Origin of the sequence: Roseimicrobium gellanilyticum, assembly GCF_003315205.1 — a bacterium.
Classification (GTDB): domain Bacteria; phylum Verrucomicrobiota; class Verrucomicrobiia; order Verrucomicrobiales; family Verrucomicrobiaceae; genus Roseimicrobium; species Roseimicrobium gellanilyticum.
Window position 1 is genome coordinate 1,223,775 of sequence record NZ_QNRR01000001.1, and the last position, 24,382, is coordinate 1,248,156.

The 24,382-nt window shown below is 59.3% G+C and carries 23 protein-coding genes; 12 read left to right on the plus strand and 11 right to left on the minus strand.

Going from position 1 to position 24,382, the window contains the following annotated elements:
* The first annotated feature begins 170 nt into the window (after positions 1–170).
* The 6 genes from DES53_RS05045 (at position 171) to DES53_RS05070 (ending at position 6,745) form a co-directional block, all read left to right on the plus strand.
* Positions 171–1,145 carry an MDR family NADPH-dependent oxidoreductase gene (locus DES53_RS05045; RefSeq protein WP_113957086.1) on the plus strand — a complete coding sequence of 325 codons (975 nt, stop codon included), beginning with the start codon at positions 171–173 and terminating at the stop codon, positions 1,143–1,145.
* Between the two features lie 44 nt (positions 1,146–1,189).
* The gene (locus DES53_RS05050) at positions 1,190–1,444 is read left to right on the plus strand and encodes a Sec-independent protein translocase subunit TatA/TatB (RefSeq protein ID WP_113957202.1); all 255 of its coding nucleotides are present in this window, start codon (positions 1,190–1,192) and stop codon (positions 1,442–1,444) included.
* A gap of 55 nt (positions 1,445–1,499) precedes the next feature.
* Positions 1,500–2,429 (plus strand): endonuclease/exonuclease/phosphatase family protein, encoded by a 930-nt coding sequence (locus tag DES53_RS05055; protein WP_147263221.1) that lies wholly within the window; start codon positions 1,500–1,502, stop codon positions 2,427–2,429.
* A 423-nt stretch (positions 2,430–2,852) separates the two neighbouring features.
* Positions 2,853–3,230 carry a BlaI/MecI/CopY family transcriptional regulator gene (locus DES53_RS05060; protein WP_113957088.1) on the plus strand — a complete coding sequence of 126 codons (378 nt, stop codon included), beginning with the start codon at positions 2,853–2,855 and terminating at the stop codon, positions 3,228–3,230.
* 188 nt (positions 3,231–3,418) lie between these two features.
* Complete coding sequence (locus tag DES53_RS05065; RefSeq protein WP_170156867.1) at positions 3,419–4,261, plus strand: hypothetical protein; 843 nt, start codon at positions 3,419–3,421, stop codon at positions 4,259–4,261.
* A gap of 72 nt (positions 4,262–4,333) precedes the next feature.
* Complete coding sequence (locus DES53_RS05070) at positions 4,334–6,745, plus strand: M56 family metallopeptidase (RefSeq protein WP_113957090.1); 2,412 nt, start codon at positions 4,334–4,336, stop codon at positions 6,743–6,745.
* Between the two features lie 42 nt (positions 6,746–6,787).
* Here DES53_RS05070 and DES53_RS34005 read toward each other — a convergent pair whose 3' ends face one another.
* The 4 genes from DES53_RS34005 to DES53_RS05090 all read right to left on the minus strand — a co-directional run bounded on the left by DES53_RS34005 (position 6,788) and on the right by DES53_RS05090 (position 10,316).
* On the minus strand, positions 6,788–7,039 hold the full coding sequence (locus tag DES53_RS34005) for a DUF7660 family protein (RefSeq protein WP_113957091.1): 252 nt from the start codon (positions 7,037–7,039) through the stop codon (positions 6,788–6,790).
* A 13-nt stretch (positions 7,040–7,052) separates the two neighbouring features.
* Complete coding sequence (locus DES53_RS05080) at positions 7,053–8,123, minus strand: Gfo/Idh/MocA family protein (RefSeq protein ID WP_113957092.1); 1,071 nt, start codon at positions 8,121–8,123, stop codon at positions 7,053–7,055.
* A 413-nt stretch (positions 8,124–8,536) separates the two neighbouring features.
* Positions 8,537–9,049 carry a GNAT family N-acetyltransferase gene (locus DES53_RS05085; protein ID WP_113957093.1) on the minus strand — a complete coding sequence of 171 codons (513 nt, stop codon included), beginning with the start codon at positions 9,047–9,049 and terminating at the stop codon, positions 8,537–8,539.
* A gap of 19 nt (positions 9,050–9,068) precedes the next feature.
* On the minus strand, positions 9,069–10,316 hold the full coding sequence (locus DES53_RS05090) for an MFS transporter (RefSeq protein ID WP_113957094.1): 1,248 nt from the start codon (positions 10,314–10,316) through the stop codon (positions 9,069–9,071).
* 237 nt (positions 10,317–10,553) lie between these two features.
* Here DES53_RS05090 and hprK point away from each other — a divergent pair, with 237 nt between their 5' ends.
* The 3 genes from hprK (at position 10,554) to ptsP (ending at position 13,740) form a co-directional block, all read left to right on the plus strand.
* Entirely contained in the window at positions 10,554–11,531 is a 978-nt protein-coding gene (hprK, locus tag DES53_RS05095) for an HPr(Ser) kinase/phosphatase (RefSeq protein WP_113957095.1), read from the plus strand.
* Positions 11,532–11,612: 81 nt separating this feature from the next.
* Positions 11,613–11,888: an HPr family phosphocarrier protein gene (locus DES53_RS05100; protein WP_113957096.1), complete on the plus strand. Its 276-nt coding sequence runs from the start codon at positions 11,613–11,615 to the stop codon at positions 11,886–11,888.
* An 88-nt stretch (positions 11,889–11,976) separates the two neighbouring features.
* Positions 11,977–13,740 (plus strand): phosphoenolpyruvate--protein phosphotransferase, encoded by a 1,764-nt coding sequence (ptsP, locus tag DES53_RS05105; protein WP_113957097.1) that lies wholly within the window; start codon positions 11,977–11,979, stop codon positions 13,738–13,740.
* A gap of 7 nt (positions 13,741–13,747) precedes the next feature.
* Here ptsP and DES53_RS05110 read toward each other — a convergent pair whose 3' ends face one another.
* Entirely contained in the window at positions 13,748–14,683 is a 936-nt protein-coding gene (locus DES53_RS05110) for an NADP-dependent oxidoreductase (protein ID WP_113957098.1), read from the minus strand.
* A 143-nt stretch (positions 14,684–14,826) separates the two neighbouring features.
* Complete coding sequence (locus tag DES53_RS05115; RefSeq protein WP_113957099.1) at positions 14,827–15,609, minus strand: hypothetical protein; 783 nt, start codon at positions 15,607–15,609, stop codon at positions 14,827–14,829.
* A gap of 629 nt (positions 15,610–16,238) precedes the next feature.
* Between DES53_RS05115 and DES53_RS05120 the strand changes: the two genes are divergently transcribed.
* Positions 16,239–16,541: a helix-turn-helix transcriptional regulator gene (locus tag DES53_RS05120; protein WP_170156868.1), complete on the plus strand. Its 303-nt coding sequence runs from the start codon at positions 16,239–16,241 to the stop codon at positions 16,539–16,541.
* A gap of 28 nt (positions 16,542–16,569) precedes the next feature.
* On the opposite strand, the gene rfbD is transcribed toward DES53_RS05120, so the two are convergent.
* The 4 genes from rfbD to folP form a co-directional block, all read right to left on the minus strand.
* Positions 16,570–17,502, minus strand: a complete 933-nt coding sequence (gene rfbD, locus DES53_RS05125) for a dTDP-4-dehydrorhamnose reductase (protein ID WP_147263223.1) — start codon at positions 17,500–17,502, stop codon at positions 16,570–16,572.
* Positions 17,503–17,761: 259 nt separating this feature from the next.
* Positions 17,762–18,442: a DUF2059 domain-containing protein gene (locus tag DES53_RS33415; protein ID WP_211325444.1), complete on the minus strand. Its 681-nt coding sequence runs from the start codon at positions 18,440–18,442 to the stop codon at positions 17,762–17,764.
* A 288-nt stretch (positions 18,443–18,730) separates the two neighbouring features.
* The gene (gap, locus tag DES53_RS05140) at positions 18,731–19,774 is read right to left on the minus strand and encodes a type I glyceraldehyde-3-phosphate dehydrogenase (protein ID WP_113957102.1); all 1,044 of its coding nucleotides are present in this window, start codon (positions 19,772–19,774) and stop codon (positions 18,731–18,733) included.
* A gap of 129 nt (positions 19,775–19,903) precedes the next feature.
* A complete protein-coding gene (folP, locus tag DES53_RS05145) occupies positions 19,904–20,743 on the minus strand; it encodes a dihydropteroate synthase (RefSeq protein WP_113957203.1) in 840 nt (279 codons plus the stop codon).
* A gap of 184 nt (positions 20,744–20,927) precedes the next feature.
* On the opposite strand from folP, the gene DES53_RS05150 reads away from it, so the two are divergent.
* Complete coding sequence (locus DES53_RS05150) at positions 20,928–22,598, plus strand: hypothetical protein (RefSeq protein WP_113957103.1); 1,671 nt, start codon at positions 20,928–20,930, stop codon at positions 22,596–22,598.
* A gap of 180 nt (positions 22,599–22,778) precedes the next feature.
* On the opposite strand, the gene DES53_RS05155 is transcribed toward DES53_RS05150, so the two are convergent.
* On the minus strand, positions 22,779–23,747 hold the full coding sequence (locus DES53_RS05155) for an MBL fold metallo-hydrolase (protein WP_211325445.1): 969 nt from the start codon (positions 23,745–23,747) through the stop codon (positions 22,779–22,781).
* A gap of 134 nt (positions 23,748–23,881) precedes the next feature.
* On the opposite strand from DES53_RS05155, the gene DES53_RS05160 reads away from it, so the two are divergent.
* On the plus strand, positions 23,882–24,325 hold the full coding sequence (locus DES53_RS05160) for an NYN domain-containing protein (RefSeq protein WP_113957105.1): 444 nt from the start codon (positions 23,882–23,884) through the stop codon (positions 24,323–24,325).
* Positions 24,326–24,382 lie beyond the last annotated feature (57 nt).

The following is a 24,382-nucleotide window of genomic DNA, read 5'->3' on the forward strand; positions in this document are numbered from 1 at the left end:
AGTAAGCAGTGAGTAGTGAGTGGTAAGTAGCAGGTGGAACTGAGTCTGGATTGGCGCGGCATGCGCGATTCATCTGTAGCGAGACTCAGCGTTCGATGACCGTTGACTCTTGACCGGTCGTCTCAGGTTCGACTACTTACTGCTTACTAATTTACTGTTTACTGGCTCCCATGCGCCTCATCTTCCACCAAGCCGGCCTGCCTTCCGAAGTTCTCAAACTGGAGCCGTATGATCCGCCGGCGCCACAACGGCATGAGGTGCTGGTGCGTATGTTGTATGCGCCCATCAATCCGGCAGACCTGAACTTCATTGAGGGCACGTACGGCAAAAAGCCGAGCTTCCCCGCGCTGCCCGGAAATGAAGGCTGTGGTCGCATCGAAGCAGTGGGGGATGAGGTGGAGTCCCTGGAGGTGGGGGATCTGGTGATTCCCCTGCACCCCATTGGCACCTGGTCGAGGCATCTTCTGGCGGCGGAGAACCAATTTGCGAAGCTGCCCTCGGACTTGGAGCCCGTGCAGGCCAGCATGCTTCGGGTGAATCCCACCACCGCCTGGCAGATGCTTCATGAGTTCCGCGAGCTGCGGAAGGGTGAGGTGGTCGCGCAAAATGCAGCGAACTCCGGTGTGGGCCGGGCCGTAATTCAGATCGCAAAACACATGGGGCTGCGGACGGTGAACTTCGTGCGACGGGAGTCGGTCATCGAGGAACTCACCGTGCTGGGAGCCGACTCGGTGCTGATTGATGGCGGATCAGACGAGGCGGCGGCTCGGAGTGCCGTAGGAGACCAGCCCTTGCGTCTTGCCTTGAATGCTGTGGGTGGGGACAGTGCGCTGCGGCTGATGGACCTGCTTTCCACTGGCGGAGCCCATGTGACCTATGGGGCCATGAGCCGGCGCAGCCTGAAAATTCCGAACAAGTTTCTCATTTTCAAGAATCTTGAAATTCGCGGGTACTGGCTGACCCGGTGGATCGAGCAGGCGTCCCACATCGAGATCGGGAACGTGCTCCGCCCCCTGGCGGAGATGATGATCGAGGGGGCGCTCAAATTGCCTGTGGAGAAAGTCTTTCCCATTGAGGATTTTGCGGAGGCCGTACGCCTTGCCGCTCAGGACGGACGCAGTGGGAAAGTGGTCCTGGCGCTGTGAAAGTTCCCATTGCAGCCCCACGTTAGGGGAGTATGCTTACATTCATGAACCATCCAATCCTCGCAGGCATCGGCCCGTTTGGCACGACTGAGATGATCATCGTCGCCATTCTCGTGCTGGTGCTTTTCGGAGCCAAAAAGCTTCCGACCTTCGCCCGTAGCCTCGGCAAGAGCATGGGTGAATTCAAGAAGGCGCGTGAGGAGTTCGAACACGAACTTACTTCCGCCCAGGATGACGTTTTGAACACCCCCACAAAGCAGCCGGAGCAGAAACGCATCCCGACTACGACGGAGGTGTAAGGACGGGATATCCATTCTTGCCAATTCGCACCGCTTCATGTTGCCTCGCCGCAGCATGAAGCGGTTTTCTTTTATCCTTGTCGCATGGGTGGTGTGGCTGGCGACTGCCGCCATCCTGCCGGCTCAGGAAACGCCGAAGGTGGTGCCGAGGCGGCAGGTCACCATGTGCTCCTACAACTTGAAGAACTACCTCAAGATGGAGCGCTTCGTGAAGGGCGTGCGCACGGAGGGTATCGACAAACCGGAGAACGAGAAGGAGGCCGTGGTAAAGAGCATCGTGGCCATCCAGCCGGACATCCTTGGACTTTGTGAAATCGGGACGATGGAGGATGTGCAGGGCCTCCAGCGGCGTTTGAAAGAGGCAGGGCTCGACTTGCCCCATGTGGAGATGGCCGGGGGAGGGGATGCCACACGCAAGTTGGCGCTGCTGACCCACCTTCCAATTGTGGCGCGCCATTCGCAGACGAAGCTCTCGTATCAGATCGGACAGCACATTTTTCCGGTCTCGCGTGGCTTCTTGGATGCGACGGTTTTGCTGCGCCCGGGCTGGGAGCTGCGCTGTGTGGGTGTGCACCTGAAGTCCAGGCGCGAAGTGCCGGAGGGCGATCAGGCACTGATGCGACGCAATGAAGCTCATCTCCTGCGCACGCATCTGGAAGGCGTCCTCAAAGCAAAGCCCGAAACAAAGGTGGTCTGCTATGGTGACTTCAATGCGCATGCGCATGAAGCCGCCATGGTGGAAATCGAAGGCGTGCCGGGCATGGAGCTCTCCATGCGCGACGTGCGCCTGCGCGATCGCCACGGCCTCACCTGGACGCACTACTGGGAGTTTGCCGATGTGTATTCTCGCTTCGACTACTTCTTCGTGAGCCGTGAACTCCAGCAGCACGTGAATCACAAGGAGTCCTACATCTACGACACGGAGAACTTCGATGAAGCCAGCGATCACCGGCCGATTGTGCTGAAGATTGATCTGGCGAAGTAGGGAGGCAGGGATACTTCGAAGAAACGTCTCGTGAGAAGGCAGACCCGAATGAGGAAGATCTATCGCAACATGTACTACCTTGCGCGAAGCGCTTTGGAGTGCGTGTGCGAAGCACCGCTTTGAGCGGAGCGATTTCGTCATGCCTTCCTTGAAGCCTCGGATGGCATGAACGCATGGCATACCGCTGTTTGTGGTTTGCAGCTTTTGGTGGTGCCCTTCCGTGATGTTCCTTCGTTCAAAGCGGTGCTTCGCACCGCACTCCAAAGCGCTTCGCGCAAGGTGGTGGCTTGAGTCGTTGCCTCAGCAATGCTGTGTGTTTTCCATGTCCCGAGACGTCCCGGTTTCAACTGTAGCGCCGATTCGTGCTAAAAAATTAGCAGAAAAGTCTTGCTGCCAGTTGGTTGTTCATGCTAAAAAATTAGCATGCCAACGAAATCCAGCCAATTGAGCCGGCGCGAGAGGCAGATCATGGATATCATCTATGTCCGTGGAGAAGCCACGGCGGCGGAGGTGGTGGAGTCCATGACAGATGCGCCGAGCTATTCCGCCGTGCGCGCCTTTTTGCGCATCCTTGAAGAGAAAGGTTTTCTCAAACACCGTGAAGACGGAAAGCGGTATGTTTTTCTACCCACGGAGCCCCGTGAGAAAGCAAGCAAGTCCGCACTGAAGCAGGTGGTGCAAACCTTTTTTGATGGCTCGCTCGCGAGTGCTGTGGCTGCCCTGGTGGATGGCCGGGAGAAGATTTCAGACGAGGAACTCAAACGCCTCGAGGAAATCATTCAGAAGGCCAAGAAGCGCTAGGCAGAAACCTTTCATCATTCCTCCGTGACATGAATCCGTCTTTCATTCCTATGTGTCGTGCTGCACAGCTGGCTGGTGGAGTTGTTGCCGCTGGGATTTTCCTCACCTGCGCTTGTCTTCAACTCCAAGCTGCACCGCCTCCGTCAGTGCAAGCGGGAGGTAAGTACGTCGTTATCGACTGCATTCTCGTGGAGTGCGCGAGCACGGAGGCCATCGAGAAGGTTGTTGCCATGGGTGTGAAAAACAGTGATGCGCGTAAGGGTTCGCAAAGCGTCCCGGGTGAACTTGCGATGCTGCCAGGGGTACGCTTGTTTGCTTCGGGAAGGACGTATGCGCCGCTTGAGACGGAGTCGAAGGTCGGTGCGACCCGCCCGGTGGCAGAGGGTGGGGGATTGACGTATCACTTCAACACCTTTCCCGTGGTCACTCCAGACGGCGTGACCTTGATCATCAGGCGCCCGTTGAAAGAGATCCGAGGCGCCACTGCCAACAGCGGAGGCAATGTAAAGTCTGAATCGAACGAGACGGTGGTCAATCTCAGCCCTAATGGCCTGGTGGTGCTCGATGGTTATGAAGGGAGGGAGCTGCCGCGGCGCAGGTATATTTACCTGCTTTCCGCAGTTGCGGTTCAGGCGGATGCAAGTGGGAACATCCCGTCGCCTGGTTCAGCACCGGGGGTGATTGGAGGGCCCGATGGTCTTGAAGGGAAGCCCTCACTCAAGGAGCGGGCCACAAAGGTCGTCATTCCGTCCGTTGAGTTCAACAATGCGACCATGACGGAAGTGGTTGAGTTCTGTCGTGCGAAAGCGAAGCAACATGATCCCACCGGACAGGGAATGACTCTTCACCTCTCAGCAGGCGCAGCGAAGTCGCAAGCCCGGGTGACACTGTCCCTTAAGAACGCGACTTTGACGAGAACGCTCGGCACAGCTGCACATCTCGTTGATATGCGCCTTCATCAGGAGGACAACAGCTTCAAGATATCGACTCAAAAGGAACTCGAGGCCCAGCGCTACACTCCGAAGCCTTAGCTGAGCAGGCTCGAGGACATCATTCACCAGGCCAGGAAGCGTTAAGCAGAATTCTCATTTTACTTCTGTGTCATGAATCCATCCCTCATTCCCGTTGTAGATGTGATCGCGAAGAGCGTTGCGGTGTTGTTGCTGGCCATGGGTGTGCTGAGCCTGTGGCGAGGTGCCTCCGCTTCGCAGCGCAGCCTCGTGTGGCTGCTGTGTTTTGGCGCGCTGATGTTGTTGCCGATCACCTCGCTGGTTCAGCCATGGTGGAAGGTGCCTGTTACCGAGACAGCAACGGTTGTGCAGCTTCCCGCAACCGCGATACCAGTCGCTACGGCCGCCGAGGTGACCGGAACGGTGGCTCCGTTGGAGGTCGCGAGGGAAGAAAGCATCCTGCCGCAATGGACCCTGCTTCAGGTCGCTGCAGTAGTGTGGGTTGTGGGCGTAGCTCTGGTGCTGGGCTGGCAGTTCATGGGCAGCATCCGTCTTCGGCTGCTGAGTGCCCGCACGCAGCGCTGTGACGATGCGAGAATGCGAGGCTTGTTTGGTCGAGTCTCGGAAGAGGTATGCTTGCGCCGTCCTGTGGAGCTTCATACGAGTGAGCAAGTTTCCGTGCCCATGACCTGGGGCAGCCTGAGACCAGTCGTCCTGTTGCCGGAGGAGGCGTTGTCCTGGTCGGAAGAGGAAGTCCTGGCTGCCGTGAGGCATGAGATGGGGCACATCAAACATTGGGATCATCCTGCGCGTCTCCTCATGTCCGTCGTGTGTGCGGTGTACTGGTTCAACCCTCTCGTCTGGGCCGCTGCCAGGCGCTGGCGTACGGCCCAAGAGCAGGCTAGTGACGATCTGGTGGTCGCTCAGGAGGACCACCGCGCAGAATCGTATGCCATGCAGTTGCTGAATGCGGCACGTCGCACCCAGTCCCAGGGCCTGCTGAAGCTGCCTGTCATGACGATGGCCCAGCCTTCCACGCTGGAGCTTCGTCTCAGTGCGATCATGGATGCGCGCAAGAACCGTGCGTCGGTCAGCCGTGCCGCGGTGTGCCTGGGTGGCATCGGTGCGCTGGCCCTGCTTGCACTTTGTGCGGGACTTCAACTTCATGCGGCGGAGCCTGAGAAGACCAAACAACCCATCAGCATCACGTGCCGTATCTACGAAAGCTCCAGCAATGCAGGGAAGCAAAAGATCGCCGGGTTGAAGATCGATAATAAAAAGCCTCCGCAATTCGCACCTGCGGAATCCGAGGCGTTCATCAAAGAACTGACGGCCCTCGATGGCGTCACGCTGCTCAGCGCTCCCCAGGTAATCACCTCTTCGGGGACCAACGCTGTCATCAAGCTGGAGACCAACAACATCTACGCGGCGGACAAGACGGGAGCCAAATCCGGCACATTCACCAGTGGCGTGTGGATGGATCTCCTGCCTACGGTGAGTGGTGGGAACATCACCCTGGAGATCACGCCGACCATCAAGGATTTTGAAGGGGTCGAGATGAAGGATGGCGTCAATCAACCCGTCGTGAAGGAACGCAAAATCGACGCCAAGGTCACATTGAAACCTGGTGAGACCGCGGCGTTGGATGGCGGCATTACCAAAATTGGCGGAGCGCAGCGGCACCTCATCCTCCTTGTATCGGCCAGCTTGGACACAAGCACGCGGACCGGGACATTCTCAGCACACGGCACGGGTCGTGTGCAAATGGCTACCGAGAAGGATCCCTCGTTCGTTCCCTCCAAGGTGCCGCCCAAGCCCGCGCTGCTCCAACACGCGGAGGGCATCATCATTCCCTCGGTGGAGTTCAAGGACGCCACGCTGAAGGAAGCGGTCGAGTTCTTCCGCGTGAAGGGCCGCGCCCACGACAGCAGTGGAAAGGGAGTGAATATCACGCTGAGCGCGGATGCTGCCGACTCCACCGTCAGGCTGACGCTTAGCCTCAAGGACGTGCCCCTCAGTGAAGCTCTGCGCTACACAGCGGAACTGTCCAACATGGAACTTACAGCCGATGAGTTTACGTTGTTCCTCAAAAAGAAAGAGGTTGAAGTAAAGTCCAAGCAGGAACCCGCGGCGCCTGCGAAGTCTGCTGTTTTGGAAAGGGCCCAAAAGATCATCTTGCCCAGGGTGAAATTCTCCTACGCGCAGCTTTCTGAAGCAGTCGAGTTCCTCAACACAAAAGGAAAGGAGATGGATCCTGAAAAACAGGGGGTCAACATCCTCGTGGTCCAGGAGCAGGCTGGCCTTGGGAAAGATGGGAAGACCACGTTGCGAACAACCTTCTCCTACGGAGCACCCTCTCAAGAGCCCAAGAAGGCGGAACCTGGAAAGCCTGGCTCGACAGTCATTCTCGCTCCAGAGGGCTCTGGCAAGAACCCCCAAGTGACCTTGGACCTGGTCGATGTACCTCTGAGCGAAGCGGTGCGATACGTTGCTGACCTGGCAGGTCTGGAAGTAGTCGCAGGGCAACACGCGCTGCTTCTGCGACCGAAGGCGGTGGAGAAGTAGCTTCTTTCACATCAACTGAGCACGACCATCGCTAAGCGCGGTCTATTCGTAGATCCTGGCAGCGGAAAACCCGTGTGCGAGCCATCTCCAAGGTGATATGGAGTCTTTGTCCATTCCCAGATTGCGATACAATCCATCACTGTCCCTGAGCCACCTTTGAAGCGCGTCAAGATACCTGGGCAGGTCAGAGTTCTCCCAGCTCTGCCCGTTCACAGAATAGTCTTCCGCGATACGCTTGATGAAATCCGCGAGTTGCTCCCGGGTCTCGATTTTCTCTGTATCGTTGGTGTTCACAGCGATTAGGCTTCTACTCCACCAGCTTCAGCGTCCTCTTCTGCTGCGCACTGAGATAGGCCGTATCCACAATTTGCTGGCCAATACGCGAGATCTCCACGGTGAGGGGGCCAATCAACGGCGTACCTGTTTCCAGATGATGGATGACGTGCTCGATGGGATTGCGGTTGGGTGACTTCAGTTCATCCACGGGGACTTCATAGCCCTCCGGTTTCTGCCGGGTCTGCACGAAGACGGTCTCCGCATAGTCATAGCAGGAGATGGTGCCATCCGTGCCTTTGATGACAAAACCGCACTTCGGCTGCGGTTGGTGCGTCCACGGGTCGGTGAAGGTGCCCCAGCGGGTTTCGGTTTTGCTCAGGCCAAAGGAATATCGGATGATGGCGATGGCGTGCTCGTCCACTTCGAGTCCCTGAGGTTCATCACATACGCCGGTGACTTCAATCGGCTTGCGACCACCGAGGTGCCAGGTGCCGAGCGTGGTGCCGTAGCCCATGTAGTCCAGCAGCGAGCCGCCACCCTGCGACTTCTTGTAGAACCAGCTCGCGTCCTTCTCCGCGGAGGTGGGCTCCACTTCGATCTTGTCCGCGCCGTGGTAGAGCGGGCCGCGGTTGCCACCGTAGTGGTGAAACTCACGGACTTCTCCAATGAGTCCTTCCTGGATGAGACGATGCGCCGTCTGCTGACAGGCAATCCACACGAGCGGCCAGTTTACGGCAAGGAGCTTGCCCGTGGGTTTCATCGCCGCGACCATCGCATCGGCCTCCTGCAGCGTGCCGGCGAAAGGCTTCTCCATGATGATGTGCGTGCCGAAGGGGGCGACCTTCTCCACCCACTCGCCATGGCGTGAGGCGGCGGGACAGAGCACCACGAGATCCGGCTTGGTCCTTTCAAGGCACGCGCGGTAGTCCGTGAAGACCTGGTCGGCTCCGAGGCTGAAGTTCTTCGTGGCACTCACCATGCGCTCCGGCTGCTCATCACTGATGCCCACAATCTCCGCATTCGGATGCTCTGACGCCTGCCGCAGCAGATCGCCCATGTGGAAGTGATCAAAGTTGATGCCAGCGATGCGCCATTTTTTCATGAGAAGAGAAAGAGGTGATGGGTGGTGTGAGATGACTATTGAAGCTCGTAAAAATGAGCGGCGGAGTTGCTCGCTATGATGACGTAGTGAGCGCCGCAGCCGCGCCCTGAAGGGGCGCAGGAGCCCAGCCCAGGGTTAGGGAGCCTTGGCGACCGACACCCTGGGTGTGATATGAAATATCATTCGACCCTGAAAGGGTCGCGGAGTCGTTGTCATCAATCCGCCACATTCCAGACCCTGCGACATCCTCCGCGACCCCTTCAGGGTCGGAAGATTTTCTTAATTCGAACCCAGGGTGTCGGTCGTCAAGACTCCCTAACCCTGGGCTGGACTCCCGCAGCCCTTCAGGCTGCAACTTCGGGAACGGATAAATCTGGCAAGTCATGTCCATCTGTCAGTCTATTGCGCCGGTTTCAATGGGGATGCGGAAGCAGGGAATCGTCCAGCGTCAGGTACATGACATAGGCATCCACGTAGCCGAGTGTTGCATGACGGAACGCACCCGGCAACGTACCCACAATGGTGAATCCGACCTTCTGCCAGAGCTTCACAGCCGCCTCATTGGTGGCCACGACGATGTTGAACTGGATGGCCCGGTAGCCCAGCCGGCGAGCCTCCGCAATCGAGTGCTCGCCCATGGACTGACCCACACCGAGGCCTCGCGCATCCGGCGCGACCATGTAGGAGCCATTCGCCACGTGGGCGCCACGCCCGGGATGATTTGCTTTGAGAATGTAGCTGCCCACCACGCGGCCTTCATGCTCGGCCACGTAGGTGTGCGTTTTGGGGTGGAACCAGTACGCAAGGGCGTCTTCACGCGTCATGTCCGCTTCGAAGACATACGCATCACCTCCTGCCACCACAGTTTGGAACATCGCCCAGACAGCGTCGTGATCCGAAGCCGTGGCCTGGCGGAGGCGGAGCATGTGAGTGCTGGCTGAAGCTCTAGTGCTTCACATCTTCCGGAGGTGCGCCCAGCGATTTCGGTGGGAAGAAGGCGATGAACAGGAGCGCTGCCGCGCCAAGGGCCAGCCCTGTAGGCCAGAGGAACAGGGTTTTGAAGTCCGTCACACCATTCACGGTCAGGCTGCCTTGCAGCGGGATGAAGAGCCATTTCGCGGCAAGGTCACCAAGGCCAAGCACCAGCAGATTGAAGAGACCCTGTGCGCTGGAGCGCACGTCCTTCGGGAAGGCCGCGTCGATGAAGATGTACAACGTGGCGAAGAAGAAGGCGTAGCAAATGCCGTGAAGCACCTGCACCAGGATGATCATGATCTGGCTTTCCGGCATAAAGGCGAATACCGCGAAGCGAGCTGCGTGACCCAGGATGCCCAGAATCATGGTGGTCTTCCATCCCAGGCGTACCAACACGAGGCCGAGGATGGCCATGGTCACGATTTCCGCCACCTGGCCGATGCTCATCACCGGCATGATCCACTTGTCCGCGATGCCCACGTGACGCAGGAAACCGTCCGCCATGAGGAAGTAGCCATTGTGAATGGTGGAGTCAATGAAGGTCACGATGAAGAGGACCAGCAGGTACGGCAGCGCGAGGAACTTCACGGAGCGCACCCAGGCGAAGCTGCTCTCTCCGGCAGCCGCCTTGTTTGGCGGCGTATGCGGAAGGGTCAGGCAGAAGGCAGCCAGAGCCAGCGAGGCAATGCCAGACACCAGGAAAATGCTGTCGCGTGCGAGAATCGCCTCGGTGCCGGTCTTCGTGCCGAGGATGAAGTAGAAGGGCCATGCTGCCAGAATCCAGCCGATGGTGCCGCCCATGCGGACAATGCCAAATTCCTTCTGCGCGTTCTTGAGGTTGGAGAAGGCAATGGAGTTCGCGACGGAGATGGTGGGCACGTAGAGCAGCGAGTGAATCAGCATCAGCGTGAAGAAGGTGGGGAAATCCCGCACCCAATACAGGGCGAGAATGGCCATGCCTCCCACCAGGTGGCTGAAGGCCAGGAACTTCTCAGCAGAGAAATTCCGGTCCGCGAACTGGTTGCTGAAAAAGATGCCCACGATGGAGGCGATGGCGAAGGCACTGCCCACCCAGGTGATCTGCAGGTCGGTGAATCCCAGACCATCTTTCCCCATGTAGCCCCAGATCAGCGGCAGCCAGGCTCCCCAGATGAGGAACTCCAGGACCATCATGAGGAAAAGTTTCTTGGTGTGCGGGGAGGAGGAGGTGTCGCTCATGTCGGATTCGGGAGAGTTGAGGTAGTAGAAGCCGCGCGAGTATGAACGGAACTTTCCAGTGAGGAAACAAAAAATGGGGGTGGAGATTTTCTGGCGGAAAGATGCTTTAGCCTCCTGCTAAAAGGGGGGCTGTGAAGGGGGAAGGAGGCTTCTGGGCTCGGCCTGTGACACGCGAACCACCCTCATGACGGATCCATCCTTTGCCGTTTGCGGCATAACCTGCTTAATTTTCCCTCCATGCCCGGCTTCAGTCTTCAGCACAAAATCAAGCGACCTACCTCCATCACCGTGGGGGATTTCTTTGAGCGCAACCACGATGCGCTGAAGATGAAATTGCTCGGCACAGATGCCGGATACAGCCGGAAGATTCATGAGCCCTCCGTAAACCGCCCGGGTCTGGCCTTGAGCGGTTTCTTCACCTATTTCGCCTACAAGCGGGTCCAGGTCATCGGCAATTCCGAGGTCTCCTACCTCAACCAGCTCGACCCGGAAGTGGCTGAGCAGCGCTTCCGCCAGCTTTGTGAAGCGGACATTCCCTGCCTGGTGGTGGCCCGTGAGAAGCGGCTGCCCTCCAACCTGCTGGACATTGCGAACGAATGCGGGATCTCGGTGTTCCAGTCCGCCATGGTGACCATGAAGTTTCTGAATGCGGCGACCATCCGCCTGGACTGGGCTTTTGCTCCCACGACCGTGATCCACGGGTGTCTGGTGGATGTGCAGGGCATGGGTGTCTTCATTCAGGGACCGAGTGGGAGCGGCAAGAGTGAGGCCGTGCTGGGCCTGCTGGAGCGCGGTGCCAGCATGGTTGCAGATGACGCGGTGCACTTCCGTCTCATTGAGGAGCGCGAGGTGCAGGGCCGTGCCCCCGACCTCACCAGAAACATGATTGAGGTCCGCGGGATCGGTCTGCTGAATGTGGCTGCCATCTTCGGCGTAGGTGCCGTGCGCCTGAGCAAGCGGCTCGACCTTGTCATCAAGCTGGTGCCCAATCCAGATCTTGCCGAGGTGGAGCGGTTCGACACGACTTCACACACCGTCTCGGTTCTCGGCATCGACATTCCCATCCTGCAGGTGCCCGTAATCGTGGGCCGCGACGTCGCCGGGCTCATCGAAATCGCCGCCCTGAATCACAAGCTCCGCACCTTCGGCTACAACAGCGCCGCCGAATTTGACCAAAGGCTCTTGAAAAAGATGGCGGATGAGCAAAGTGCGTAGCACATTTCCGCCGTCCAATCGTATCGTCATTCGATCATTCACCCCTTCACTCACCCATTCTGCGCCACCCGTTGTTGACGCATGAGCAGCCTCACCCAAGAATTCACCATCTGCAATAAACTGGGCATGCACGCGCGACCCGCGGCCCAGTTCGTCAAACGCGCCAGCAAATATGCGTGTGATATCTGGGTGGAGAAGGATGACGAGCAGGTGAACGGAAAGAGCATCATGGGTCTCATGATGCTGGCCGCAGGCCACGGGGCGAAGCTCATCATCACCGCGGAGGGGGCCGATGCGGAGGCCGCGCTGAAAGAACTGGGCACCCTGATTCAAAGCGGGTTTGACGACGGGGATTGACCCTGCCAGCATGCGCGGTGCATGAGTGGCACGATTCCGGCTTGGGCCGGGCGTCGGCTCGCCACCTCAGGCACCATATTTCAGGCACATGGAGGATACGACTGCGCACAACGAGCGGGTTTTTCATGGCACGCCCGTCTCTGGCGGGGTGGCCAGAGGGGTGGTGCGTGTCATCGGCGGGAGGTTCGAGGAGCCGCGGTTCCGGGTCATTGCCAAGGACAAGGTCGACGAGGAGCTGGCCGCCTTTGACGCCGCCCTGCAGACCACCCGGCGGGAGCTGGAGGGCTTGATTCGCCGGCTCGACTCCGAGGCCGACAAGCAATCGCGCGAGATCATCGAAATGCACCTCATGGTGCTGGATGACGGCCTCATCAATGACCAGGCGAAAAAGCTCATCCGCGAGGAACGCATGTGCGCCGAGTTCGCCTACTACCGGGTGGCGAAGGACTGCATGGACTCCTTTGCCCGCATCCCGGATGCCTACCTGCGCGAGCGCGCTCTGGACATCAAGGACGTGGCCCAGCGGGTGCTGCAGCACTTGACCGGAGACTGCCGGGACGATGGCGCTGGCGACGAACCGGCCATCTGCATTGCCCATGATCTCACTCCGAGCGAGACCGCCCAGCTCGACCGGCAGAAGGTGCTGGGCTTCGCCGTGGAACTCGGCAGCCGCACTTCGCACACGGCCATCGTGGCCCGTTCACTGAACCTCCCCGCGGTGGTGCGCCTGCACGACCTGCTGGAAGAACTGCACAATGGCGACAAGGTGCTGCTGGATGGGGACGATGGTCTGCTCATCCTGAATCCCAGCGAGGCCACGCTAGCCCTGTATCGAGCCCGCGAGCTGGAAGCTGAGAAAAAGGAGGCCAAGCTCCTGGCAGGCAGCGCTGCACCTGCCATCACGAAGGATGGCCGACGCATTACCGTGGGCGCCAATGCAGAGTTCGTGGAAGAGCTGCCGCACATCCGTGAATGCGGCGCGGAGGGTGTGGGATTGTTCCGCACGGAGTTCCTGTATCTGGAGGATCCCGAGGCTCCGGAAGATCGCCTCACCGATGCTTACATCCAGGTGGTGAAGGCGGCCTCGCCCAACCTCGTGGTCTTCCGCACGTTGGACATTGGCGGGGACAAGCTCGATCCCGCGTACAAGGGCGAGGACGAGCAGAATCCCTTCCTCGGCTGGCGCGGTATCCGCGTGAGTCTGGCGCGTCCCAAGATGTTCCGCGAGCAGTTGCGCGCCATGCTGCGTGCCAGTCTGCACGGGCCGGTGGGCATCATGTACCCCATGGTCTGCAGCGTGCGCGAGGTGGTGGAGGCCAATGCGCATCTCGCGGAATGCCGCCGGGAGCTGGAGGAAGAGGGCCTCGTCTTCACGCATCCCGTGCAGCGCGGCGCCATGATTGAGATTCCCAGTGCCGCCACCATCGCGGACCTGCTCGCGCCGCATGTCGATTTCTTCAGCATCGGCACGAATGACCTCGTGCAGTACACGCTCGCCGTGGACCGTGTAAATGAGCGAGTGGGCGATCTGTACCAGCCTACACACCCGGCCGTGCTCCGCCTCATCCGAAATGTGGTGGAGGCCGCGCACCAGAAGGGCGTGTGGGTGGGCATCTGCGGTGAAATGGCCGGAGACGTCGCCGCGACGCCGCTGCTGGTGGGTCTGGGCCTGGATGAACTCAGCGCTTCCAGCGGTCAGGTGGCCCGGGTGAAGCATGCCATCCGTCAGCTGGATGCCGGAGAGTGTGCGCGGCTCGTGCAGGAGAGCCTGCTGGAGAGTGAGGCAGAGACCATTCACGAGCGCGCGCTGGAATTCGCGCTGCACCACTATCCGGAGATTTTGGAGGAGTAGGGCCCAGTCAGGCGGACATCGACACCACGACCTTGCCGCGACCAGTTCGGGATTTCACCTTGCCAGCATAGGCATCGGGAGCGTCTTCAAACGGGACTACGGCATCGACAAACACCCTCAACGTACCTGCATCCAATTGCTGTGCGATCCTGGCGAGCTGATTGTGGCTGGGCTCGACGATGAAGAAGGCGTCTTTCACGCGTTGCTCCGTGGTTTCCTCGCTGGATGCGGCGATGGTTGCCAGGCGTCCACCGGGTTTCAGCAGCGACCATGAACGATCCAGCGTCTCACCACCCACACCATCGAAAATCACATCCACAGGACCATCAATGACCTTGGTGAAGTCCTCCTCTTTGTAATCGATGACCAGGGTCGCACCGAGATCCTTGAGGAATGCCTCATTTCTTTTGGACGCGGTGGTGATGACCTCCGCGCCGATGGACTTCGCGAGCTGGATGGCAAACACACCCACGGCTCCAGAACCACCGTGAATGAGCACGCGCTCCCCCGTCTTGAGCTGTGTCCTGTCATGCAGGCCCTGCCATGCGGTGAGAGCCCCAATCGGCACCGCAGCGGCCTCTTCGTGGCTGAGGCGTCTTGGCTTGGTCGCAATGTAGGCCGGGAGCGTCAGACATGCTTCCGCCGTCGCACCCTGCTCGAACCAGTCATTCAAGCCATAGACCTCCTCTCCGACGGAGAAGGCATCCACCCCTTCGCCAAGGGCAGCGACTACTCCGGAGAACTCATGGCCGGGAATGGCGCCCTCGCGAGGTGAGCCATCCTTTTGGTGGTAGGTCGGGTACCAGAGTAGCTCCGTGGGAGTGACACCGGCTGCGCGAATGTGGATGAGCATCTCTCCCGGGCCAAGCATGGGCTCGGGCACGCTCAGGTCCGGTTTGAGTACGGGTGTTTCGCCGGACAGTTCGACCTTGATTGCCTTCATGAGGGGAAGATGAACGACCTCTCCCGGTTCGGAAAACGAAAATGCGGGCCGGAGCCCGCATTCCCGTGTCTCGATTGATGATCACTACTGTCTTCTTTTTTGCCTATTCCATTGCCAACCAAACCAAACTCTTTCTTGTGGCGTTACGCAGCCGCGAGCGCTTCCATGAGGGCGCCCTTGGGCTTGCGGCCGCGCCGCTTCTTTGTCTTCTCTTCCACGGTGATCACATGCACTTCCGGACGGAAGGCATCGCCGAAGGCATACTTCTTAACCACATCAAGCTGGGCGTCGATTTTGCGCAACCACTTGGCGAGTTCTGCGTGCAGCGTGGCATCCGAGGCATCGGTGTGAATCACCTCATGCAGGTCCGCGTGGCGCACCTTGAGCTGGAACTCAAGTGCGTCTGCTGCGGGAGGCATCATCATGTCCACCGCCTCGAACATGTCCATCACCCGGGCCGCATGGCTGCGCTCCCAGAGACGGCTTTCGCGATCGTACGAACTGCCCGTGGGCGTGTGGACGATCAGGTACTGCGCCGCGTCGGCGTACACCTCGGAGGCAACCATGACCCCATCGAAGCTTTCCTCTTCACCGGTCACCGGGACGGCAACCGTGAGGTCATACCCCACCTCAGCGAGCACGGCATCGAGCTGGCACTTTTCAAAGAAGCGCTGGAACGCTTCCGTCATGCCGGTTTCAATTTCCATGATGACCAGATCACTCTGGTCGAGCTGCGTGAGGAACTCAGGCACACCGAGATCGTTTCCGTCCAATTGGGGACGGGTGGAGTCGGTCACGACGGATTCCGCGACGACCACGCTGTGGTGGGGGACGCGGTGGAGGCTGAGGTACTGTTCAAAGCACTGCGCCAGTGTGGTCTTGCCTGCGCCAGCATAGTCGTTCTGGATGAGGATGAGCCGTTTCATAGCGGTGACTGATTTGAAATTTCAGAGACATACTATAATTTTTATAACTATCTCGCAAGAATAATTTACGGAAACCTAAAATATTTTAGGTCTTAAGTTTACCGTTGAAGTGATTTTGAATGCTGTAAAACGCTCGTTATCAATTGCTTGTCGTAGGGAATTGCTGGCCCTATTTCTTTGAAATTTCGATCAGATTTTTTTGAATTGGGTGAAACGGAGATAGTTTGCGGAGAGCTCGGGACTCAAAAAATAGGTCGGAGGGGTGAGGAACCATGAATTTCCGCTCGACACCTGAGCAACCATCCGTCATTGAAACAGGGGGCGATGCAACCCAGAGCAGTAGGCTCAGGCATGGAGCAATCCGGTACGCAAGGGCAGTTGGCGTTGGCTAATTTGTGACCTTGGATGGCTTGGGAATGGGTGTTTTTTGTCCAAAGACGTGTTTTCGAGGCTATTTAGCCTGAGCTTGCACATCCCAGGTGCACCCTTTCTGTTGAACAAAGGTTTGAGCTGGAATTGCCTATCAGGTGGTGACGGCGGACGTTCAAGACTCAAGAAACCAGGACATCGCGGGGCGCACCTCGGCGATGCTGTTGCGTGATTTGCAGCATCCTCCGAGTTTGGAGACCATGGCCAAAGATGTGGGTCTCACCACGTTCCAGTTGAGCCGGTTATTCGGCAGGGTCGTAGGAAAATCGATGCCAGCTCTTCTCAGGGAACGGCGCATGCATCGCGCCGCAGAGCTGCTGCGCTCTACCGGTCACAATATCGGTGATGTCGCTTTTGCGGTGGGGTACTACAGCATCAGTGCCTTTTCCCGTGCCTTCTCGCGGGAGATGGGAATGACGCCCAGTGAGTATCGTAGACGCCCCACGGATGGCCAGGGGACGGATACTTCGCCCGGCCTCCAACCGTTTGCCGCGGGTGGTTGAGACGCCCTGCGCGCGGATGCGCAAGTCATCACGTGCCGGCAGCGGCGGCCAGCTTGGAGCTTAGTTCACCCACCACGTGCTCGCGGAGATACTCCTGCAGAGCGTCTTCCCAAGAGCGAGGTTCTGTGCCGGAGAGTTGACGGAATTTGGTGGTGTCAAAGGCGGTGTATTCTGGGCGCTGTGCCTTGAAGGTGGGGAAATCTTTTCTCGATACACCGTGGACCGTGTGGGTTTTCAGCGGGAGTCCCAGCTCGGAGGCAATGTCCAGGCACTTCTGCCCGTATTCACGCCATGAGGTGGCGCCGGCATTGCTCAAGTGAAGCAGGCCGTGATATCTCTGGTCGTCCACCATGGGCTCGATCCACTGGGCGAGGTCGATGCTGTAGGTGGGGGAGGACACCTTGTCTGCGATGGCTTCCACGCGGTCATGCTCCAGCGCACGTTCGAGGATCATGTCCACGAAGCTCTTCCTGTCCGGACCAAAGAGCCAGGACACGCGAAGGACGAGGAACCCGGGTGAGACATCCAGCACCGCGTGCTCCCCCTCGAGCTTGTGCAGGCCGTATTTGCAAATGGGCTCCGCGAGATCCGTTTCCTTGCGCAGGGCAGGACTGTTGCCGTCAAACACGTAGTCTGTGCTCACGTGGATGAGGCGCGCGCCCTTCTCGCGGCACACTTCCGCGAGCACGCGAGGGGTCTCGGTGTTCGTGGCGTGGGATTCCTCGGGATACTCTTCGCAGCGGTCCACGTTCGTGGTGCCTGCGGTGTAGATCACCGTGGTGAAGTCCTGGCGTCGCACAGCTTCGCGTACGAGGGCCGGCTTCGAGATGTCCAGATCGGCGCGCTTCCAGCCCAACACGCTACGTGTGTGGCCAAATTGCCGCGCGAGAGCCGCGCCCATGCGCCCCCCTGCACCGATGATAAGAACCCTGCCGCCGTCTGCCATTTTGGGAATGGCCAAAGTGGACACAGGAGCCCTGTGAGCAAGCGGAAAAGAACTTCTAAGAGAAATGCCAAGGCCGTTTCTCAGTGTGATTCATCCGGATGATTCGAGTTTCACCTCGTGCGAGAGAACAAGCTGCAATTCCGGATCCATCGGGCTACTGGTGAAGGTGTTACCTCGATGGCGAACAAAGGGGGCGGCTTTGTGATTTTAAAGAAAAACTTGTGCTAATCGGCAGGTTAGAATGCCTGGCAGCAGGGTGTGGCGGGTATGCGGCTCAGCCCTTGGTGGCCGAGATCACTTCCGGGGGGGAGGACGGAATGCCACCCACCGGTCCGGGAGCAGCCGGGAACGGTTGTGGCTGCGGCTGGGGCTGCGGCTGTCCTTGGGCCGGCTGGCCGAAGCCTGGCTGGGCAGGCTGTCCAGCGGTGGGTTGCCCGGGAGGTGAGGGAATGGTCGAGGCGGGTGCGCCTGGCGCTACAGGAACGGTGGTGCTGGGAGTCTGGGGGGCAGCAGCCCCGGGTGGCATGGCGGCGAGGCCACCCTGGTCGTTCATAGCCTTCTGCTGGGCCTTGAGAATCTCGGTCTGCACCAGCGGCATGATTTCCGCTGTGTAGGCGCCCATCTTCTTCATGGCGGACTTGCCCACGTCTGAGCTGTAGAAATCGGCCAGTGCAGCCAGTTCCGTGGCGGTGAAGTGGCGCACCATGGCGTCCTTCATCGACTTCACGAAGGACTCGTAGTTGAAGTGCTTGGTGAGCAGTTCTTTGAACTTGGCCTTCTCCGCATCCGGCACGGCGGCGGCCATCTGCGTGGTCATTTCATCGAGCATTTCCTTGGGGGCGGCTGCTTCGAAGTAACGGTCGGCTTCCTTGGCACGGTTTTCGGGCGTGTCATCGAGAGCGAAAGCGGGAAGCGCGAGCGCGCAGCAGCAGAGGAGAAGAAGTTTCGTCTTCATGGGTAAGCGTGGGGCTTTCCGGTGATTGTAGGGAATTTGCCTTTCGTGACGGGAGTCGTGCAAGATGAAATCGAATTCGCCTGGGGAGGTGGATGGCGAGGACAGATGGGTTGTTCACGTGCAGTGAGTTCAACACAGAGACGCAGAGACGCAGAGGAACTTCGGAGACTGAGGGGGAGCAGGAGTGACTGAGGGCAAAGCTTGGGGAGTTCGTGAAGCAAAACAAAAAAGCCACGCGGTCTCCCGAGTGGCTTCTTTGTTGAATGCTTTAGCGCGAGTGTCGCGGTCTTACTTGGCTGCGATGTACTTCACGAGGTCCACGCAGCGGTTGCTGTAGCCCCATTCGTTGTCGTACCAGCTCACGAGCTTGAAGAAGCGGCTGTTCAGCTCGAGGCCGGAGCCGGCGTCGAAGATGGAGCTGTGGCTGTCGTGGATGAAGTCGGTGCTCACCACTTCGTCCGCGGTGTAGTTGAGGATGCCCTTGAGGTAGGTCTCGCTGGCCTTCTTCATGGCAGCGCAGATTTCCTTGTAGGAGGTTTCCTTCACGGTCTTCACGGTGAGGTCCACGACGGAGACGGTCGGGGTGGGGACGCGGAAGGACATGCCGGTGAGCTTGCCCTTCACTTCGGGAATGGCGAGACCCACAGCCTTGGCGGCGCCGGTGGTGGAGGGGATGATGTTGATGGCTGCGCTGCGGCCACCCTTCCAGTCCTTCTTGCTCGGGCCGTCCACGGTCTTCTGCGTGGCGGTGTAGCTGTGGACGGTGGTCATGAGACCTTCTTCCACGCCGAAGCCTTCCTTCAGCAGCACGTGCACGATGGGGGCGAGGCAGTTCGTGGTGCAGCTCGCGTTGGAGATGATGTTGTGCTTCTGCGCGTCGTACTTCTCGTGGTTCACGCCCATGACCACGGTGATGTCTTCGTTCTTGCCAGGAGCAGAGATGATCACCTTCTTGGCACCAGCCTTGAGGTGGCCAGCGGCCTTCTCAGCTTCGGTGAAGAGACCGGTGGACTCGATGACGATGTCCACGCCGAGTTCCTTCCAGGGGAGGGCGGCAGGGCCTTCCTTCACGGCGAGGCACTTGATTTCATGTCCATCGACCACGAGCACGTCGTCTTCGGCGACGCTGTCGCTGGACTTCTTGCTGTACACTTCTTCCTTGGCCTTGCCCTGCGTGGAGTCGTACTTCACGAGGTAGGCGAGGTTGTCGGCAGGCACGAGGTCGTTGACGGCGACGACGTCGATTTCCTTGCCGAGCAGGCCCTGGTCACAGATGGCGCGAAAGACAAGACGCCCGATGCGTCCGAAACCGTTGATGCCGATTTTGATCATGTTCTAGGAGTGTGTAGTGGTGTTTTGAAAGAGTACGCGTGTCAGGCGCGGGGGAGAGGGACTTATCCTGAAATGCCGGGGGAGTCAAATGCAGCGTGTTTCATGCCAGCAGGTGGCGGGGCTGCCCGGTCAGCCATTCTGGATGGCTTCTATCATACGCATGGCTTCGGCATTCGGCTTCACGTCGTGCACGCGGATGACCTCGGCCCCGGCATCTCGCAGCCAGGACGTGAGCGCTACGGTGGGCCAGTACCGGCTGGCGGGGTCTGTATTCTGTAACAGCCGTGCAATCATGGACTTGCGGGACACTCCGACTGCGAGAACACCGTCATTCACGCGCAGCCGGGAGAAGGAGCGCAGGAGGGCAAGATTGTGCTCGTGGGTTTTCCCGAAGCCGAAGCCGGGGTCCAATGCCACGCTCGCGGGAGGGATGCCGGCGGCAGCCAGTTTTTCGAGCCTTCTAACGAAGAAGTCACGCACATCCCGCACCACGTCCTCATACTCGGGATGCGTCTGCATGGTGCGAGGAGTGCCCTGCATGTGCATGACGATGAGCCCTGCGCCAGTCTCCGCGGCGGCCTGGATCATGGCGGGGTCGGAGAAGCCGGTCACGTCATTGATGATGTCTGCACCGGCAGTGATCGCCGCAAGGGCGACATCGGCCTTCATGGTGTCCACGGATATGAGGGCCGACGTTTTCGCGCGAAGGCTCTGAATGGCGGGAACCACACGCCGGATTTCCTCGGAGGCGTCTACGGGGTCTGCACCAGGACGGGTGGATTCCCCACCCACATCGAGGATGTTTGCGCCTTGGGCCACCATTTCCAAGCCGTGTGCCACCGCGCTTTCGAGATCGAAATATTTCCCCCCGTCGGAGAAGGAGTCCGGCGTCACATTCAGCACGCCCATGATCAAACCTCGCTTGCTGAGATCGTGATCTTTTCCTCGGATACGCCAGATGCGGGACATGGGCTTCCGTAGCAGTCTCCGCGGTTCATTCAAGCGGGCCTGATGCGCATCACGCCGGCCAGAGGCCAGCGCTCCCAGGGCCGTCATGGCTCGCGGTCGCCCGTGGGGATGGTATTCGGCTTCAGGAATGACGAACTGACATTCGCCATTCGACATCGCGAAGGCGTTGCCTACCATTACCTCCATGTCACGCGCTTCTGCTCTGCTGCTTGTCCTTCTTGTATTGGGTGTCGGACTCGGTCTGATGCTGAAGGACAATGGCGGCAAGAAGGCAGCACCGGCGTTTTCGTTTTCGCCTTCCTCAAATGTTGCTCCTGCTCCAGCAGTACAAACGGCTCCCGTGCCCGAGCCTTCATCTGCACTGCCCCCTGCCAAAGCGCCCCTGCCACCGGTGACTGCGCAGACGGATCTCGCGGAAGCGGCGTCCGCGATGCAGAATCTCGCATCCAAAGGGAACGTCACTCAAACGACCACCGGTGCGGTGGAAGGAGGCAAGTCGGTGAAGGTTCTGGAGGAGCAGATCGAATACCTGCAGGGGCAGGTGGACATTCTGCGCAAGGAGAACTCAACACTTCTGGACAGGCTGGCCACCCTGACGGCTCCCGCCAAGGGAACGGGTGCGATGCCGCCGCAGTCTCCGCAGAGTCAGAATCCCGCGGCGTGTGAACCGCCCAAGCCTGAGTCCGAAAAGGAGGCACCGGATTTTGTCGGTGTGGGTATAGAGATCGTGAGGACACGTGAGTTGAAGGATGTGCCCATTCCCACCATCAGCGTGGATCGCGCCGTGGTGCAGAAACACATCGCGAAGTGGCTGGAAACGCAATTCCCCGCGGACCATGGCAAGCTGCAGGGGCGCGCACTCGTGGCGCTGGGAGCCATCCCGGAGCCGGTCGATACCGTGGCGCTGAAGGCGCAGTTTCTCTCCCATCAGATTGGGGCCTGGTATGTGCCGGAGGAGCAATCGCTGTATCTCGCTTCCGAGGGGGAGCTGCCCGTGGGCATGGAGCGGAAGGAGAATGCGCTCGGCCTGAGCTATGGTTATCTCTTCAAGCGATTCGGCAGCAAGCTGTTTCCATCCGGCTCGAAGCCACTGACACTGGATGCACGGCTCGCGCATGATTGTGTGCTGGCGGGTGATGCCTCGCTCACGCGCTTCCTGCATGCGTTGAAGCATCCTGCATCCGGCGGCGGTGGCGGCGTGGGAGAGGACCCCGATGACCCATCGCGCTCAGTGCCGATTCCCAACTTCCTGCGGCAGCTTGAGCTGGCAGCCTTCCTGGGTGGATTCGACTTCATGCAGGCCCTGCACAGCATCGGCGAGTGGGAGCAAGTAAATGCCACCTACAACCGCCTGCCCAAGACGGGTGCGGAAGTGCTGGACCCGCAGTTGTATCTCAATGAAACGCCCTTCGCTCTGCAGCCCATCGACTTTGCAGACCTGAAGGTGAATGATGCGGCGCCCTTCTGGCAGGATACGATGGGCCCGATGGCCACGGTGATTTTCCTGCGTGCTCATGCACCGGAGCCCATTGCCGCGGACACGGCGCCCGGCTGGGCGAATGACAGGCTCTTCACTTATGCTGCCGGTGATAAGCCGCGCGGTCATGCGGTGTGGCAGACGCTGTGGCGTGATAGCAATGCGGCAGACGCCTTCTTCTCCGCGATGCGTGAAGCCCAACTCAGCCGCTACAAAGGCAGCAAGCCTGCGACGAATGCTCCCTCGGGTGTCTTCATGCTGGAGACGGGTGAGCGCACGGTGATTATGCAGCGTACCAACAAGGGGTATGGCGTGCTGTTCGTGGATGCTGCGGATGCGGGATTCGCGAAGGCAGCGGTGGAGAGGTTTGTGAAGTGAGGGGAAGGGTTGATAGTTTATTGTTGATGGTTGATAGCCTGAGAAAGTGCCACGCCAGATAGGAAAGCGGGGCTGGTATTTGGAGTGGTCTTGAGACAATCATCTCGTCGCCACCGCCGAGGCTTCACCGCTCAGCCACTTCAGGCTATCAACCATCAACCTTAGACCATCAACTCACGCTCAATACAGCGTCCAGGGACGGAAGTAGTCGAGCAGGATGAGATTCTTCCCAAGTTCCCAGGTGGGCGGCGGAAGTTCTCTTTTCACTTCTTCGAAGTCTGACTGCACGCTGAAGCGGAAGCCGCGTTCTGCGGGGATGAAGAAGTTGTCCTGGTGGCTGGGGAGCACGTACTTGGGTTTCAGAATCCGGACGGTTTCTGCAAGGCACGAGCGCGGATCATTGAGCGCCACACCGGTGATGGCGAGATCGACTGGTGCGAGATTCTTCTGCCGTGGCGCGTGCACCATGCCGGCAGAGATGAAAATACGCTTGCCACCCATGGTGATGATGAAGGCGAGGGGCTCGCCTGCCACCCAGTCATGAGCGCTCTTGGGTGGCGTCGCGGGGGGATTGTCTTCGGTACCTGGATTGAGCTCGATCCCGCAGAGCCGGTCATGCTCTGTGTAGAGGGCCTGCACGGTGACGTTTTCGAAGTTCTTTGTCTCCTGCAAGGAGAGATCGAGTTTTCCACCGGGCTTCATTTTGAGCATGGGCGCCAGCTGCCATTCGGGCACCTGGTTGAGTGATTTCACGAGGTTGCAACTCGTGTGCGAGGCCACGATTTTCGCGCCAGTGCGCTGCGCGATGATGGGGACATCAAGGAGGTGGTCGATATGACCATGCGTCACCAGGATGAGATCCACGGTGGCGGGGAAGGAGCGCATGCCCCAGTCGATGCGGTCCTTGTTGGGCTTCACCTCACCGACCAGGTAGTTGCGCAGGGGCGGGCGGGAGAAGAAGGGGTCCACCAGCACGGTGGCGTCACTGCTCTGGAGCAGGTAACCATTCACGCCGAGGTAGGTCACGCGCACGCCGGACTCCGGCGACACGGGGACATCCGCCACGACAGCATCCTTGTATTTCCCGATACCGGGGCCAGCGCAGTTCGTGAGAAAACCAAAGCAGGCAGCCAGAAGCAAGGTGCGCATGACAGGGCGAGTCATAGGAGGATGATGCACAGAGCAGACCAGAATCGCATCTGGCAGGCAAGAACTTTGCCACATTGCGATGGATGCTTGGCAAAGTGCCTGCATGGGTCATCCTGCTTCCATTGCAGAGACCCATGCCCGAAACGCTCAAGTTCCTCATCCTCGATGGCCACAGCGTGATCTACGCGTGGGAGGACCTGCGCAAGCTGCACCTGAAGGCGGACAAGCGCTATCTTGCGAGGGAGGAACTGCTGAAGCGCATGCGTACACTGCAGGACATGCGCGGTGAGCGTGTGGTGGTGGTCTTTGACGGCATCGGCAGCGTGATCTCGGACAGCCGGGAGAAGGATGATGTGCAGGTTTTCTACGCGGATGCCGGCCACACGGCGGATGCGCTCATCGAGCAGCTCGCGGCGAAGTATGCGGGCACCTATGCCATCCGGGTGTGCACGGCGGACAGGATGATTTGGGATGGTGTACGTGCCTCCGGCGCGCACTGGATCTCGCCGGATATGCTGCGGTTTGAAGTGGAGCAGGCGGAGGGGGAGGTGGCGAAGAAGATCGGGAAGAGGAGGTAGGCGGGCAGGTTTGGAGGTTAGGCCTTCTGGCCTGACGGTGGGCGTTGGGTCTTCTGA